Source organism: Dialister sp. i34-0019-2H8, assembly GCF_042846925.1.
GTDB lineage: Bacteria > Bacillota > Negativicutes > Veillonellales > Dialisteraceae > Dialister.
The window spans coordinates 93,002-108,917 of the sequence record NZ_BAABYQ010000001.1 but is presented as its reverse complement, the minus strand read 5'-3'; the positions used below and the strand labels follow the sequence as shown (position 1 = coordinate 108,917).

Sequence of the window (15,916 nt, the reverse complement as noted above, 5' to 3'; positions counted from 1 at the left end):
CGGCGCATATATCATAGTGTAAAGAGGTTGACCGGCGTTTGTCAAGATTAACAATAACGCGCAGTTTACAATAGCTCCCCTGCCCGCCGCCCCGACGCTCAGTGCTTTTCTGTCTTGAGCGGCCACACCCTCCCATGCCACTTGTCCAGCGTGGAGCGATGACCCACGCTGACGACGGTGATGCCGGGGAGGGCGGCGAGATGCCCGTAGAGGCGGCTCTCGGTCTCCTCGTCCATCGCGGATGTCGCTTCATCGAGGAAGACCCAGCGGGGACGCTTCGCGAAAACGCGCGCAAAAGCGAGCTTCTGCTGCTCACCCAGAGAGAGGATATGGCTCCAGTCGCCTTCGCTGTCCAGCAGCGGGATCAGGTGGGAAAGTCCGGAGAACACAAAGAGCGCTTCCCACTCCTTCCGCGAAAGCCCGATATCCGGATACGAAGCGGCTTCGGCGAGCGTTCCCATCGGCATGTAGGGCTTCTGCGGGATGAACATGGTCTCCTTTTTGAGAGGCAGGATCATCTCGCCCTTCGCATAGGGCCAGAAACCGGCGAGCACACGAAGGAGCGTCGATTTCCCAGAGCCGGAGGGCCCCTTGATGATGACCTTCTCCCCCGCATGAATGACCGCATCCAGATGACGGCAGAGCACCCTTCCTCCGGGGACAGCGATCTCCACATCCGAGAGACGGAGCTCCTTCCCCTCTCGCCGCTTTGCCTCTCCCGCGCACTCTGTCTCTTCCCGAATGGCCGCCATGTGTGCATCGAAGGTGAGCAGCCTGTCCACGCAGGACTGCCACTCCGCCAGCGAGCTGTACACGTCGACGAAGTAGGACATCGATTCCTGCACCTTGCCGAAGCAGTTCGCCACCTGCATAAGGCCGCCTAAGGAAATATGCTTCGAAAGATAGCGGGGCGCCGCGACGACGAAGGGGAAAATGATCGCGATCTGCCCATAGGAATTGGTGAGCCAGGAAAGCTGCTTCTGCTTCTTGATGATGTAGATCGTATTCTCGATCAGCTTTCCGAAACGAGTGGAAAGGATCCCCCGCTCGCGCGCCGCACCGTCATAGAAGGCGACGCTTTCCGCCGTCTCCCGAAGGCGCACCATGGCATAGCGGAAGTCTGCTTCCAGCTTCTGCTGCACGAAATTCAGCCCCACGAGCCGATGCCCGACCCGGTGCGTGATCCATGTGCCGATGAGGGAGTAGATGAGTGCTGCCCACACGAGATAGCCGTAGATATGGTACGTCTCGCCGCCCACGGTGAAAGGCAGCGGCTCTGAGAGCTGCCACAGGACGAAAATGAAACAGACGATGGTGGTGATGGCCTTCAGAAGCCCCGCCATGAAGGAAAGCGTACGCGCCGTGAACAGATTGATATCCTCGGAGATACGCTGATCCGGATTGTCCGCTTCCTTGGAGAACATGTCCATGCGGTAGTACATCTCCCGCTCCGTCCATCGGGCAAGGTATTCCTCCGTCAGCCAGCGCCGCCACCGGAGCGCAAGCTGCTGCTGCAGGTAGTACGCATAGACCGCAAAGGCGATGTGTGCAAAGGCGAGCCCGGTGAAGCGGATGAGCCCGTGATAGACCGCATCCGCATCGTAATTCTGCAGCGCGCTGTAAAACTCATTGAACCAGTCGTTCAAGAGCAGGGTCATGTAGACCGCTGCGATCGTAAGGGTCACGATGCCAAAAAGATAGGCATAGGCACTCTTCTTTTCTTCGGATCTCCAGTAGCGGCTCGTCAGCGAGAAGAGCTGACGGAGAAAGGAGATCGACCATTCACTAGATCTCATAGAAGGCTCCTTGGGAAAAATATAGGGGGCAGGGTTAGCCCGTGGGGCGGGTCGCCCTTTGATTACGTTTGAAACCCTCGCTTGAATGAGAAATTAGAAATTAGAAATGAGAAATGGTAGTGCGGCGCATAAAAATCAGCAGCGCCGCGGAGTATAAATAGGGCGATGCCCGAAGGGCTCTTGATAGCAGGTTCCCTCGTATCGTCATCTAAAATGCGGCGTAGCCGCCACCACAACCCCTGACGTTTCAAAGCAGGGATGAGTAGCTAGGGACTTAAATACCACTTTCGGGCATCGCCCTTTATAAAAAATCGACGCGAAGCGTCGCACCTCTTAGCCTTCCCCATCGGGGAAGGGGGACCGCGGAGCGGCGCTCGGGTGCTTTCGTAAATCGTCGACTTGAGACGCTCCTTCCCACTCTTTTTCATGCCGCCTGTGCCCTATCCGCCCCTTCGGGGCACCTTCCCCTCGAGGGGAAGGCTGACGATACGGGAATACCATCATCTAAAATGCAGCGAAGCTGCCACCACCATTTCTAATTTCTAATTTCTCATTTCTAATTTCTAATTGGCGCAGCCCTCCTCACGAGAGCATATACATATAAAACGGCACAAAGAATACACCGAGGACAAGCGAGACGCAGTTGACCGTCGTCGAGTACTCCGCATCCGCCCCGACTGCGGTCGCGAGGATCGTCATATTCGTCATCGCCGGCATCCCCGCCTGCATGAGAAAGACCTTGGATGACATCTCGGAAACAGGAATGACGGGGAGAAGCAGGAAGAGACAGAGCGGTGCCAGAAGGAAACGGCCTGCCATCGCCCCCACCAGATCCTTATCGAAATGGATGGAGGAAAGCGGGATCCGGCTCATCTGGATACCGATGACCATGAGCGCCATCGGCGTCGCCATGCCGCCCACATACTTCATCGCTGCCATCGCAAAGTGCGGGATGGGGACATTCACAAGGAGCAGGATGACGCCCGCTGCGAATCCCATGAGCGGCGGAGTGCGGAGCTTCAAGAGCATCTCTTTCAGCGTAAAACGGTGTTCCCCGCCGGCATCCCGTATGATGAGGTACGCCCCGAGCGCCCAGAACATCGTCGTATTCGCCAGATAGTAAAGCATACACGACGGCACGCTCGCCTCACCGAAGAGCGCCACATTCACCGGCACGCCGATGAAGATGGCATTCGCGATGCAGCAGGTACAGATAAAAATGCCGCGGCGGCCCTTGGAGACGTGAAGCAGAGAGGCGAGCACATGCCCCGCGAGGTAAGCGGCGAAGATAGAAACAAAGGGCAGCACCAGATCCGGCGCCGCTTCCAGCAGTGCATCATGCGTGAAATTGGCATACAGCGAGTGGATCATGAGCGGCGGCAGCGCGACAGTCATCGTGAGCTTCGTCAGATCCTTTGCCGCATTCTCCCAGAACCATCCCTTCTTCGCCAGAAAAAAGCCCAGCCCCGCTATGAGGGCGACTTCAAAAATGCCGGAAAGGCCTTGCCATATCGCATCCATGAATGTATCTCCTTTGACAATGTTTCTTCCCATTATACTACAAGAGAAAAGCAGATCATGCATGTCATGTGCAAAAGGTCAGATGCGAGGGATAACGGGAAGCTCCCGCTGATGCATGCGGCATCCGCGCAGCCGGCCAATGCCTCTGCTATCTAAAAATCTCATCCTTGCCCATGAAAGCGTCCCATTTTCCGTATTTTGCAAACGCTTGACAGCTGCATATCCCGTTCTGTATAATCAACTCATCTTCACACGAAGAAAACCCTTTGAAGGGAAAGAGTAGTATTTCCAAGATCTTCTCAGAGAGCCGGAGTATGGTGCGATCCGGCAGGACAGGACATACGAAAATCATCCCTGAGGTGCGGTGCTGAAACCTATTAAGCGCCGACGTCATTTCCACGTTACAGGAAACGCGTATGTTTGTACGTTGTAGAGCGCCTGGGATCGTCATATCCTTCAGGAATCAGGGTGGTAACGCGGAACCAGTATCCGTCCCTCAGTCGAGGGACGGATTTTTTTATTTCCAATCCCTGCTCTACCGCGAGTTTTGCAGAAAGAAGGGATTATTTTGGAAAGTGATATTGAACATTCCGCCTGAAAGACTATGCCTCCGAAGACCGGCGGCACAGCCCCCCATCCTCATTCGATCTGAACCCTGTATTCATTTTCCCCAAGGAGCTCTACCATGAAAAAATGTTGTCAAATGCTTGCGAAATATTTCGGCGTCATGGCCGTCGTCTTTCTTGTCCTCGGTCTTGTCACCCCGACGAGCTGGCTCTGGATCTTAGGCAAGGTCCAGGGCGTCTCCGTCCTCTCCGTACTGCTCGGCGTCATCATGTTCGGCATGGGCACCACGCTTGACCTCAAGGACTTCCTCGTCATCTTCCGCCGTCCGCGCGACATCTTCCTCGGCGCGCTCGCGCAGTACACCATCATGCCATTCCTCGCCTTCGCCCTTGGCACGCTCTTTGCCCTCGAGCCGGGCCTCACCGCCGGCCTCGTCCTCCTCGGCGCCTGCCCCGGCGGCACGACGAGCAACGTCATCACCTACATGAGCAAGGGCGACCTCGCCTACTCCGTCACCATGACCTCCGTCTCCACCCTGCTTTCCCCGGTCCTCACCCCGGCGCTGACCTTCTTCCTCATCGGTAAGGAGATCGCCTTCGATCCGGTCGGCATGTTCCTCTCCATCCTGCAGATCGTCATCCTCCCCGTATGCCTCGGCCTTGCACTGAAATACTTCCTCCCGAAAGCAGCCGCTGTCGCGACAGACTACACCCCCGCGGTCTCCTCTGTCACCATCTGCCTCATCATCGCCGGCGTCGTCGGTGCCTCCCACAAAGCCATCATGGATAACCTCGGCGTCATCCTTGCAGTCGTCGTCCTCTTCAATACGCTCGGCTATGTCTTAGGTCTTGGCGTAGCCAAGCTCTGCGGCCTCTCCTGGAAGAAAGCCGTCACCCTCTCCGTCGAAGTCGGCATGCAGAATTCCGGCCTCGCCACCGGTCTTGCCAAGGTCCACTTCGCTTCCATGCCGGCAGCCGTCGTACCGGGCGCGATCTTCTCCGCCTGGTTCACCATCTCCGGTGCTGTCCTCGCCTGGGCCTGCGTCAACTACCTGAACCCGAGATTCAGCGAAGAAGGAACCGAAGCCGTCAACGTCCGCAAACTTGCGGCAGACTAGTGACTGGTGACTGGTGACTAGTGACTAGGAGACGGGGCACCGTCCCCGTTGAACCCTGAACCCCATTGAACCATTCCCCAAAATCTACTACAATAGAAATCATCCATTTCCACACATCATTTACGAAAGAAGGCCACACCTATGACAAATCAGTTCCTCCCCAGCTATACCATCGGTACCGACGCCTATGACAGCGTCTACGATGTCTGCCATCACTTCGGCAAGACCGCCGTCCTCATCGGCGGGCACAAGTCCAGAGCCGCTGCTGAGCCGCTCCTCCGCAAAGCGCTGGAAGGCAAGATGGAGATCCTCGACTCCCTCTACTACGGCGGCGATGCGACATTCGAAAACGCCGAAGCGCTGAAAGAAAATGAAGCCTTTCAGAAAGCGGACATGGTCTTTGCCATGGGCGGCGGCCGCGCCATCGACACGGCGAAGAAAGCAGCTGCTGAAGCAGGCAAGCCCTATTTCACCTTCCCGACCCTCGCATCGAACTGCGCTCCTGTCACCGGTGTCGGCGCGTACTACTACAAAGACCACACCTTCCGTCAGGTCTACTACGTCGATCGCCCGTCCTACCACACCTTCATCCATACCGGCGTCATTGCCAACGCGCCAAGAGAATATCTCTGGGCCGGCATCGGCGACGCGCTCTCCAAGCAGTACGAGGTCGAATTCTCTGCCAGAGGCGATGTCCTCCCCTATGGCAGAAATCTCGGCGTCACGCTGGCCGGCACCTGCTCGCAGGGCCTTCTCGAATACGGCGAAGCCGCACTGCGATCCGCCGATAAAAAGACAGCCAGCGAAGCCCTTGAATACGTAGCCCAGAATATCATCTGCTCCACCGGCATCATTTCGAATCTGGAACCGGAAGACTACAACTCCAGCGTCGCACACGCCCTCTACAATTCTCACACTGGCACAGCCCATGAAGGAGCGCACCTCCACGGCGCGGTCGTCTGCTATGGCACCCTCGTCCTCCTCACCTTGGACGGACAGCTCGAAGAAAGAGACAAGCTCTACGCCTTCTGCGAACGCACGCACCTCCCGCATTCTCTTTCCGACATCGGCCTCACCGATCCGGAAGAGCTCATCGCCAATGCGCTCACAAAGCCGGACCTCAACAAGGTCCCCTATCCTGTCACCGCAGAGCTTTTGAGAAAAGCCATCGCGGATGTCGAAGCACTGAAAAAATAAAAAAGGCCTCGCCATATGGCGAGGTTTTTTTAGTGATTGTGACTAGGAATTAGTAGCTAGGGATTTGGGATTGGAGTGACTAGTGACTGGTGACTGAAATGCCACCCTCGGGCATCGCCTTTCTTTATACTGCGGCGAAGCCGCCACCTGAACCTTTCGAACCTTCAGAACCCGTTGAACTCATAGAACATGTAGCGATGAGTAGCCAGTGACTGGTGACTAAAATGCCAGCTCATGGCATCGCCCTATTTATACTCCGCGGCGCTTCCCTGTTTTTATGCGCCGCACCACCATTTCGCATTTCTCATTTCTAATTTCTCATTCAAGCGAAGCTTTCGCCCGCAATCAAGGGAACAGCCCGATCCACGGACTAGCCCTCTACAAGCTCAGGCTAAAGGTGATGACCCCATCCTTGTATGACACAGCAAGGCTTCCCTTCATGAGCCTTGCCATGTCACGCGCCATGGCAAGGCCAATGCCATAGCCGGACCTTTTGCTGTTGTGCGAGGTGTCTCCGCGATAGAATCGCTCAAAGAAGCGCTCATAGTCCTCTGACGCTCCCTCCTGATACGGATTGGAGACAGAGAGGATCACGCCCTTTTTATGTTTCTCAAGGCGGGCGGTGATCGTCCCCTTCTCATCACAGTACTTGACCGCATTGTCCAGAAGGATGCTCACGATCTCCGAGAAGAGCCGCGGCTCGACCTTCGCATGGATGCCGCTCTCTACTTCCACAGAGAGTGTCTTTCCCGCGTCCTCGATCATCTGGCGGAAGCTGCCCGCGCTCCCCTTCACCGCCTCCGAAAGATCCGTATCGACAAGCGTCAGATCCTTGGCCGACGTCTCCCCGATCTTGGAGAGCAGCACAAGGTCATTGATGAGGAGCGAGAGGCGCTTCACCTGCGCAATGATATTGCCCGTCCACTCGTTCTTGCCGTTGATCAGCTCCATCGCCTCCGCATTCGCGGAAATGATCGCGATCGGCGTCTTCAGCTCATGGCTGGCATTCGTAATGAATCGCTTCTGGTTCTCCATATTTCTGACGAAGGGACCGATCGCGATCCCCGAAAGCACCGTCACGATACCGACGAAAAGCAGAAGGCAGAGCAGCCCGAAGAGAGAAGAATATTTCAGGAAGGCCTTCACCGCCGACAAATCCCGCGTGCAATCCAGAATGACGACCAGCAGATCGCCATCCGTGGTACGGCTCACATGGTATGCATAGGTCCCCTTCTGCTTTTGGAAATAGCCTTCGCTCTCCCCGGTCTTCACCGCAGCCACCGCTGCCTCTACCGCACTTTCCGCCGAAAAGGCAGCGATGTGATTGATATTCGTCACCTTGGCCGTGCCATCACTGTCCAGCAGTACGGAAAAATAACGGGTCTGGTACGTGAATTCCGGCGTATCCTCGACCCAGCTGCCATCCGGAAGCCAGCCTTCCCCGCTTATGCGCCGCGTGGTGATGACGCCGCCATTGTCTGCGATGGTCTCAAGCACATCATGAATGTCCCCCCGTACAATGAGGTACATCATCCCATTGATGACAGAGAGCGCGACCGCTATGATGATGAACACCGCCAGCGTGGCCAGAAGTATGAATTGTCGGTGCAGTTTCTTGATCATATCCATAAATGAGGTTCCTTGGCACATTGGATAACAAAAAAGGTTCCGGGTTAGCTCGTAGGGCGGGGCGCCCTTTGATTACGTTTGAAATCCTCGATTGAATGAGAAATTAGAAATGAGAAATGCGAAATGGTGGTGCGGCGCATAAAAACAGGGAAGCGCCGCGGAGGTTTGAAACTAGGGAAACGCTGATTAAATCGTAGAGTCAGATTTAATCAGTGTTTCCCTAGTGGTTTTCTCGTATCGCAAACCTAATCCCTAGCTACTAATCCCCAGCTACTAATCCCTGCTTTCAAACTTTTGGGAATACCCTTTTCCCGTATCGTCATTTCGAGCGTAAGCGAGAAATCTTTCTTACAGGCCGATAAACGATGCATGTGTGAAAGCAGAAATACGCAGCACCAAGGCGTCGTTTCCCTGTCAATGCCTATGTGATACTGACCGCAGTGCAAGAAAGATCCCTCGGCTGCGCTCGGGATGACGATACGAGAATCTGATGTCTCTTAGTCTCCTAGTCTCCCAGTCACTAGTCACCAGGCACTCCTAATCCCTCATCCCTGCTTTCAAACTTTTGGGAACACCCTTTTCCCGTATCGTCATTTCGAGCGTAAGCGAGAAATCTTTCTTGCAGACCGATAAACGATACATGTATGAAAGCAGAAATACGCAGCACCAAGGCGTCGTTTCCCTGTCAATGCCTATGTGATACTGACCGCAGTGCAAGAAAGATCCCTCGGCTGCGCTTTCGATGACGATACGGGAATCTGATGTCTCTTAGTCTCCTAGTCTCTTAGTCACCAGTCACCCAGTCACTCGAGACTCCTAATCCCTAGCTACCAGCCACTAGTCCCCATCCTTAGTCACCCATTGCGCGCAGCACGAAAGGCCCTTCCTTCTCCCCTTCGATCACTGCCTTGCCTCGGACGGCGGCGAGCTTTTCTTTCAGGAAGGAAATATACATCCACACGATATCTGCCGGTACGTCAGGCTCATCGCTCCACACGTAGCGCAGGATCTCCTCCTGTGTGAGTGCTTTGCCGGCATTCATCATGAAATACTTCATGAGCTTCGTCTCCTTGCTGCCGAGACGGATCGCGCTCTCCGCCGAGAGCTCCTGCTCTTCGACATTGAGCGTGACGCCGCCTGCCGAAAGGACGGCAGGTGTGAAGGCATTCGCGCGGCGTGTCATCGAGCGGATGCGCGCCAGAAATTCGCCCATCGCAAAGGGCTTCGTCAGGTAATCATCTGCCCCCGCATCAAGACCTGCGATGCGGTCATCGACCTCCGTCTTTGCGGTGAGCATGATGATCGGCACCGTGCTGCCGCTCCCGCGGAGCTTGGCGAGGACTTCGATGCCATCCATTTTCGGCATCATAATATCAAGGACGATGCAGTCATACGCTTCGCGCTCCGCCATCTGCCAGGCAGAGAGCCCGTCATAAGCCGCATCGACCTCATAGCCGAAGTGACGAAGCACCGCGACTTCGGCATCGGATAATGCTTTTTCATCTTCAGCAAGCAGGATCTTCATAGATTTGACCTCAGTAGAAAATATAAGAGGGTGGGGATTAGGAGATAGAAGTGACTAGGGACTGGTGACTAGGGACTAGGGACCAGGGACTAGTCACCAGCCACCAGCTACCAGTCACGTCTTCCTTATCAGATTCCGGATCGTCTGCATGGAGAGGTCACAGGAAGCAAGCTCATCGGCGCAGCGCTTGAGCTCCCGACTGATGAGCGCGGCATTTTTCACCTCGTGCTTGTACTTCATTTCATGCTCGAGCGCCGCCCAGGAGTCCATCGCGATGGTGCGCAGCTGGATCTCGATGAAGAAATGCCCCGGATCTCTGCCTCTCGCATCCTCATAGGGAGCGGTGACATCCAGGATCATATGGTAGCTGCGGTAGCCATTGGGCTTGACGTTTTTGATATAGTCCTTTTCCTTTACGACAACGACGCCGGGAAGAGCCTTCAAGCGGGAGACGTTTTCATAAATGTCATCCACGAAACGGCACACCATGCGGAATCCGATAGCGTCCTTCACGGCATAGAAGGCAGATTCGGCGGTGAGGGGAAATCCTTTCCGCGTGAGCTTCTCCTTCATGCTGTCTTCTGCTTTCAGGCGATACGAGAGATGCTCGTAAAGCATCTCTCCCGTCTTCTCTTTTTCTTTCTCGCTGTAGGCGCGGATGCCCTTCTCAAAGCTGTCCATGACAGCTTTGAGAGAGGCTTTATGGGGTCCGTAAATGGTCATAGATGCTCCTAAGGAAAAAAGGTTCAGGGTTCAGGGTTCAGGTGGCGGCTTCGCCGCATTTTAGATGACGGTATTCCCGTATCGTCAGCCTTCAGGCATCGCCCCGTTTCGTCATCCTGAGCGGCGAGAAACGTCGTATGTGAGATAACGAATGCCAGAACATCTGCGACCTGAGTCGAAGGATCTCGGCGAAACCGCCACCGATTTGCCTTCCCCATTGGGGTAATGCTGTTAAGTTAAGCGGCAGAACGTTCTTGGCTCCCCATCGGGGGAGCTGCCCAAAAGGCTGAGGGGGCTACGTAGCGGTATTGCATGAAAGTGTTGGAATATCAATAGCGTCGGACTATTCAACATAGCACGCTATACCGCTAGCATGCCCCTATTGCCTTCGGCACTTCCCCCGAAGGGGGAAGCAAGACGTTACGTAGCTAACGATTTTCTTAACTTAATAGCATTGCCCATTGGGGAAGGGGGGACCGCGTCAGCGGCGGATAGGGCACTGGCGGTATGAAAGAGAGCGGGGAAATGCGGAGAGGTGCGTCGTTTATCGGACTGCAAGAAAGATTTCTCGCTTCGCTCGAAATGACGATACGAGAACGTCTGATGTCTCCTAGCAGCTGGTCTCTTAGTCCCTAGTCACCAGCCACTAGTCGCCGCCCAGCCCCAATGATCTCAGATAGTCCTCCAGAAGCTGGGGAAGACGGCTTTCGCTGCCCGGTGAGAGCGGGATGAATCTCAGGCTGTAGTCCTCATCGCTGCTGCCGGGGACCTCCCTTGGAAAGACTGCCCAGACCTCCTTGACAGGACGGCTGTCGCGGAGGGACTGCGCCTCATCCATGTCGCGGTAGAATTTTGTATTCATATCACGGTAGCCGTTGAACTGACGGCGCAGGCCCTCGCCGCGGTTTTCATCGTTCCATAGGAAGAGCATGTCACGGTACTTGAAGTCGACGACCAGAGAGCCGCAGTACATCTCCCCTCTATAGCAGTCCATGCGAAGATCGGGCTGGCGGTGGGCATTATTGGTATAAAGCGGCGCAGTCATGCGGTCTGTATCGGCAGACGCAGCGGGGATGATGCCATCGTAGGTGAGGCGGATCTCCTCTTCGCCCTTCTTCATGCTGATGACGGCACCGGACTCCAGCGAGGAGAGACGGTAACGGCCGTCCTCCCTGATGACGGACATGCCCTCCTCCATCTCCCAGCCCAGCGAGGAGAGCGCTTTGATGAATTGGAGAAATCCCCATAGCTCGTAGAGCTTATCCGTCCGTTTCCACTGGAACTGGTAAAAATCAGCGACAGAGTAGCTGTCGGCAGGCGTCTCCAGATGCCGATGGAGGTGGTAGAGGAGCGAGTAGCGCGGATCACAGAGAACGGTCATCGGGATGAGGGGCGGCATCCGGCTGCCGGCTTCTTCGAACCATGCCGCGCGGGTGACGCGCTCGATGTCTCGAAGGATGGCGAGCGCCTGTTTCCGATAGTCGCGGAATTTGACGAGCGCCGCCTCGCCTCTTCTGTACTCCTGATTCTGCGTGTACGGCAGGAGCGCCTGACATCTGGCATCGAGGCGCGCGATGAATCCATCGACCTCACTGACGAAATCCCGCAGATTCTTCGCGAGGCGAAGCAGGATGGCTTTGGCGAAACGGTTCTCCGCGACGTCGTAGGTGATCTCCGTATAGAGCAGATGCTGCCCGGCCGAAGGGCGCAGGGACTGGGGCGGGATGTGCGATGCCGCCGGAGAGACGCCGGCGGTGCGGGCCGGCTTCTTCCGGCGCACGAGGCGGCCATTCGCCGTGCGGGCAAGCTCGCCGAGCACATGAAGCACCATGCGGGAATTGTCGCTGATGGTATAGAAGCGCAGCAGGAGGTCTGGATTGATATCCAGCGTGCGCGACATGTGGATGCTCTTTTTCATGAAATCGAAGGACAGATGCTTGATCTCCTCCAAGAGCTCCTCGCCCATATCCTGCCAGCTCTGCTTGCCCATGTAGCGGGGCGTGATCTCCAGAAGGCTGTACCATGTCTCGCCGCGCCCGGTGACGGTCAGGACATAGTAGCCTGGGACTAAGGGAAAATCCTCTCCCTTGAAGAGGAGCGTATCCCAAGCGCGCCGCGGGCGCACCCAGGTCTCTCCGTCATAGCGGTCCTCGCCGGGAAGCGTCACGATGTCGAGCCCGTCCATGGTGAAGCGGAAATCCATCGGCGCTTCAAAGCGCAGGTAGAGATCCTGATTCTCCGTGAAGCGCCACGCAGGCGGCGCTTCCTTGAGCTCCTCCGGGTGCGTGGTAAAGCGGGTGAAGGAGCGCATCGCCTCCCGCTTGCCGAGTGCCACGCTAAAGGGCAGCTTACATGGTGTAGTCATAGAGCTTCAGCTCCCCGGCTTTCCGTTTCAGCACGGTCTGTGATTCCTGAAAATCCGAGAGCGCCTTGAAGCGTACAAGGATAGCCGGCAGCAGCCCCTCCGCCGTATTTTTATCTGAGAGAGAAAGAAGGGCGGACAGCTGATCGGCAGAGCCGCGAAGCTTCGTGAAGACGCGCTGCACGAGCTGGGCATCGAGCCCTTCTCCGCGGCTGATCCCCGCCTCCTCGGGAATATTCTCCAGATAGCGTCCCATCTGCTGCGCCACGCGGAAGCCGATGCCATATGGCATACCGCTCTTCGTGAAGGCATCATTCAGCGCATCCAGCAGCTCGAGCTCCTTATCATTGAGGCCCATGCCCTCCTTCACACGGAAATCATCATACTCCTCGGCCGTGATCTCCTTGTACACCTTTCTCTCTTGCGGCGAAAGCTTCAGCAGGTCACGGAAATGGCACTGGCTGAGCGTGATCACATTCGCGCGATCGAGGATCTTATCCGAGAAATGGCAGGTGGACTCATCCACATTCACCGTCCCTGTGAAGAGCACATTCCTCCCCACCGGGATCTCCGGCGGATACTTCTCACTGTTGTAGAGGCGCGGGGCGAGCGATGGATTGTACAGACGGATCATCGGATGATCCTCTTTCTCCAGCACGGAAATGAACTGTGCGAAATAATGCTCCACACGCGCCAGATTCATCTCATCGAAGCAGACGATGTACTGCTTCTCCGGATGCGCCGCCGCATCGATCAGAAGCTCGGCGAGCCCCGTATCCGCACTGCGGTACACCATATTCTTCATATCCACATAGCCCAGGACATCCCCGTCATCCATCCATGACGGACGGACCGGCAGGAAACGCACCTGCGACTCGGGAAGTCCCAGCGCACGCCCATAGAGACGCACCAACCCGGACTTGCCGATCCCGCTTTTCCCGGCGAGGATGACCAGGCGGGACGACTTCATGGAGATATGGAAATGGAATAGATCCTTCTCTGCATAGAGGAGGCCGTCATTTTCCGCCGCCTCCTTCAGGCGGGCGAGGAGATCTCCCTCCGTGAACGGCTTCGGCAGCTCTTTCGCCGGCGCTGCCGGCTCCTGATGGATCTCCGCAGAGACCGGCGCCTTCTCCACAGCCTCTGCCTCGTGGAAAGGACGGGGATCCCGCCGGTTTCTTCTCGGCGCATACGCCTCTTCGCCCGAAGCACCGATGCCAAGGCTCTGCACCAGATCATCGAGCGCCCTCTGCGTCATCTGCTCACGCGTCTCATGGACAGGCTCTTCCTCCTCCGCCTCATCCGCGAAGGGATTCACCGAGACCCCGCAGTCCTTCAAGAGGTCTGCATCCCGCGGCACCGGCTTCAGATTCAGCCTAAGATCCGCCAGAAATACCTCCGGTACGAACCAGAGCGGGCTCTCCGCGCAGCGAAGAATGTGCGAGGAAAGCTCCGAATTCTGTCCGTCCACCACCGCATACCCCAGCTGGCCGCGGTTCTTCACACGGAAATACGCTCCGCCCTCCCCGATCACACGGGGATCGAAGGCCTCATCATACAGCGGCGCAAAGACCACCCACGGCCCGATCTTATTCTCATAATTGCGCGTCGCCGCCACAATGAGACGAGGCGACACATCATTATTCCAGTAACGCTTCGACAGCCCCGGCAGCGGCCGATCCGTCAGCAGATGATGACAGAACTTATTGATATCCCCATCAAAGACCGGCGCCTCCTCCGTGCCGAAAGCCGGCACCGGATAATAATTCCGGTCCTCCTCCATGAAGGGCGTCCCCTGCTCCTTCACTATATCATCCAGCACAAAGTACCTGTTATTGCGGAGTGACGGTGTAAACGACACGAAGCAATCCCCGAAAACGGACTCCAGATTCGCCAGTGCCGACTCCTCATCGGCAAATGAATTGTATCCGAATCCGATACGGCTCATGAAGCCCGTGAAGCCGAATTTCTCTCCATCCTCGAAACCTCTCGGTACCGGCGAGACAGGATCCACGAAGAAACGGAAATCCTTCACCCCCGCCTGCGGCGTCGCGCTCTTCACCACAGCGCGCACCCGCCCGAGCACCTTGCCATCCGCCTGACGGACCGCTGAATACGAATCATTCATGTACATGTTTGCCATATGCATCCTTCTTTCGTTGGCCGCATAGAAGGCTGAGAGAGCCTGCGAATGAGGAGCGGCTGAGACACCCGGTCACTTGCCCGTTTTCGCAAAAACGGCGCTTTATCCATTCCTTTGCGCCGCTCCTTCCTCTCGCATTTCTTATTTCTCATTCAATTTCTATGCTGCGCTTTCTATATCGCCCGCGATATAGAATTCACCTGACCCGTGAACAGACACTGTCCCGGGCCGAAACGATTATACCAAATGGCAAAAATTCTTTTGCCATTCCATCCTATTTTAGCATAAGAAGAAGAAAGAGGGTATAATGAAGAAAAGTGACTGGGGACTGGGGACTAGTGACTGGTAGCTAGTGGCTAGGGATTAGGGATTAGGGACTCTCTCGTATCGTCATTTCGAGCGCCAGCGAGAAATCTTTTTCATTCGCGTTCAGGTAGTCGATGACAGGAAACCCAAACGGGAAACCCGCTCCCCAAGAGACTTTCGGGCATCGCCCCATATGTACGCGGCGAAGCCGCTACCTGAACCCATTGAACCCGCTGAAACTATAGTGATAAGTGGCTAGGGATTAGGGATCAGGAGTGACTAGTGACTGGTAGCTAGGGATTAGGAGCCTCGAGTGATTAGTGACTAAGAATTAGTAGCTAGGGATTAGGAACTAGGGATTAGGTTTGCGATACGAGAAAACCGCTAGTTTCAAACCTCCGCGGCGCTTCCCTGTTTTTATGCGCCGCACCACCATTTCGCATTTCTCATTTCTAATTTCTCATTCAATCGAGGCTTTCAAACGTAATCAAGGGACAGCACGCCCCAAGGTCTGACCCTCGCCAGCCTTACTATTTCGAAAAAAGGATCCCCATCATGACCAAAGAAACCAAGATCGGCATGACCGCCCTCCTCCTCTTCCTTGCGATCGGCATCGCTGCCCTCCTTCTGCATCCGATGGAGCGCCTTTTCCCGACCACCTTTCCCGTCTATGCTGTCTTTGATGATGCGCAGGGCATCACGCCGGGAGCTCCCGTGCTTCATGCCGGTGTCCGAGTCGGGCAGCTGAGATCCATCACCATCGAAGAAGGCAAGGCCGTCCTTCACCTTGAGATCGATCGGAAAGCGGCGATCCCCAAGGATGCGGCATTCTCCATCACAACTTCCGGACTCATCGGTGACACCTATGTCAAGATCTCGGGCGGAGATCTGTCTGCCGGCGTCCTTGCAAGCGGCACGACCGTCACCGAACGCAAAGACCCCCGCATGGATGCGCTCATGGACAAAGCCGATCGCCTCATGGGAAGCGCCGAAAAAATGCAGCAGGCGATCGGGCAGTATCAGTGACTGA

Annotated in this window: 10 protein-coding genes and 1 other annotated feature; of the genes, 3 read left to right on the top strand and 7 right to left on the bottom strand. The window is 55.9% G+C overall.

The annotated features are described in order from the left end of the window. Positions 1-98: 98 nt before the first annotated feature. Positions 99-1,796, bottom strand: a complete 1,698-nt coding sequence (locus ACGG9R_RS00345) for an ABC transporter ATP-binding protein/permease (RefSeq protein WP_390150120.1) — start codon at positions 1,794-1,796, stop codon at positions 99-101. A gap of 582 nt (positions 1,797-2,378) precedes the next feature. Continuing rightward, positions 2,379-3,317 (bottom strand): AEC family transporter, encoded by a 939-nt coding sequence (locus ACGG9R_RS00340; RefSeq protein WP_390150117.1) that lies wholly within the window; start codon positions 3,315-3,317, stop codon positions 2,379-2,381. Positions 3,318-3,574: 257 nt separating this feature from the next. Continuing rightward, positions 3,575-3,817: a binding site (T-box leader), on the top strand. 203 nt (positions 3,818-4,020) lie between these two features. Between ACGG9R_RS00340 and ACGG9R_RS00335 the strand changes: the two genes are divergently transcribed. Together ACGG9R_RS00335 and ACGG9R_RS00330 are read left to right on the top strand one after the other, a co-directional pair. After that, on the top strand, positions 4,021-5,001 hold the full coding sequence (locus ACGG9R_RS00335) for a bile acid:sodium symporter family protein (protein ID WP_390150114.1): 981 nt from the start codon (positions 4,021-4,023) through the stop codon (positions 4,999-5,001). A 141-nt stretch (positions 5,002-5,142) separates the two neighbouring features. Then, positions 5,143-6,198, top strand: coding sequence for an iron-containing alcohol dehydrogenase family protein (locus tag ACGG9R_RS00330; RefSeq protein WP_390150112.1), 1,056 nt, complete (start codon positions 5,143-5,145; stop codon positions 6,196-6,198). A 378-nt stretch (positions 6,199-6,576) separates the two neighbouring features. Here the strand turns inward: ACGG9R_RS00330 and ACGG9R_RS00325 are convergent, their stop codons facing one another. From ACGG9R_RS00325 to ACGG9R_RS00305, 5 genes are all read right to left on the bottom strand, one after another. Further along, a complete protein-coding gene (locus tag ACGG9R_RS00325; RefSeq protein ID WP_390150109.1) occupies positions 6,577-7,827 on the bottom strand; it encodes a sensor histidine kinase in 1,251 nt (416 codons plus the stop codon). An 850-nt stretch (positions 7,828-8,677) separates the two neighbouring features. After that, positions 8,678-9,352 (bottom strand): response regulator transcription factor, encoded by a 675-nt coding sequence (locus ACGG9R_RS00320; RefSeq protein ID WP_390150107.1) that lies wholly within the window; start codon positions 9,350-9,352, stop codon positions 8,678-8,680. Positions 9,353-9,466: 114 nt separating this feature from the next. Continuing rightward, positions 9,467-10,075, bottom strand: coding sequence for a GTP pyrophosphokinase family protein (locus ACGG9R_RS00315; protein ID WP_390150104.1), 609 nt, complete (start codon positions 10,073-10,075; stop codon positions 9,467-9,469). Positions 10,076-10,721: 646 nt separating this feature from the next. Then, positions 10,722-12,440 carry a DUF2357 domain-containing protein gene (locus ACGG9R_RS00310; protein ID WP_390150101.1) on the bottom strand — a complete coding sequence of 573 codons (1,719 nt, stop codon included), beginning with the start codon at positions 12,438-12,440 and terminating at the stop codon, positions 10,722-10,724. Further along, positions 12,424-14,580, bottom strand: coding sequence for an McrB family protein (locus ACGG9R_RS00305; protein WP_390150098.1), 2,157 nt, complete (start codon positions 14,578-14,580; stop codon positions 12,424-12,426). The genes ACGG9R_RS00310 and ACGG9R_RS00305 overlap by 17 nt, the downstream gene beginning before the upstream one ends. An 861-nt stretch (positions 14,581-15,441) precedes the next feature. On the opposite strand from ACGG9R_RS00305, the gene ACGG9R_RS00300 reads away from it, so the two are divergent. Beyond that, positions 15,442-15,912 (top strand): MlaD family protein, encoded by a 471-nt coding sequence (locus tag ACGG9R_RS00300; RefSeq protein WP_390150095.1) that lies wholly within the window; start codon positions 15,442-15,444, stop codon positions 15,910-15,912. Positions 15,913-15,916: the final 4 nt, after the last annotated feature.

Bases quoted from the DNA above. Each gene is read 5' to 3' on its own strand.
- ACGG9R_RS00345 (WP_390150120.1), bottom strand. From the start codon at position 1,796: ATGAGATCTAGTGAATGGTCGATCTCCTTTCTCCGTCAGCTCTTCTCG.
- ACGG9R_RS00340 (WP_390150117.1), bottom strand. From the start codon at position 3,317: ATGGATGCGATATGGCAAGGCCTTTCCGGCATTTTTGAAGTCGCCCTC.
- ACGG9R_RS00335 (WP_390150114.1), top strand. From the start codon at position 4,021: ATGCTTGCGAAATATTTCGGCGTCATGGCCGTCGTCTTTCTTGTCCTC.
- ACGG9R_RS00330 (WP_390150112.1), top strand. From the start codon at position 5,143: ATGACAAATCAGTTCCTCCCCAGCTATACCATCGGTACCGACGCCTAT.
- ACGG9R_RS00325 (WP_390150109.1), bottom strand. From the start codon at position 7,827: ATGGATATGATCAAGAAACTGCACCGACAATTCATACTTCTGGCCACG.
- ACGG9R_RS00320 (WP_390150107.1), bottom strand. From the start codon at position 9,352: ATGAAGATCCTGCTTGCTGAAGATGAAAAAGCATTATCCGATGCCGAA.
- ACGG9R_RS00315 (WP_390150104.1), bottom strand. From the start codon at position 10,075: ATGACCATTTACGGACCCCATAAAGCCTCTCTCAAAGCTGTCATGGAC.
- ACGG9R_RS00310 (WP_390150101.1), bottom strand. From the start codon at position 12,440: ATGACTACACCATGTAAGCTGCCCTTTAGCGTGGCACTCGGCAAGCGG.
- ACGG9R_RS00305 (WP_390150098.1), bottom strand. From the start codon at position 14,580: ATGGCAAACATGTACATGAATGATTCGTATTCAGCGGTCCGTCAGGCG.
- ACGG9R_RS00300 (WP_390150095.1), top strand. From the start codon at position 15,442: ATGACCAAAGAAACCAAGATCGGCATGACCGCCCTCCTCCTCTTCCTT.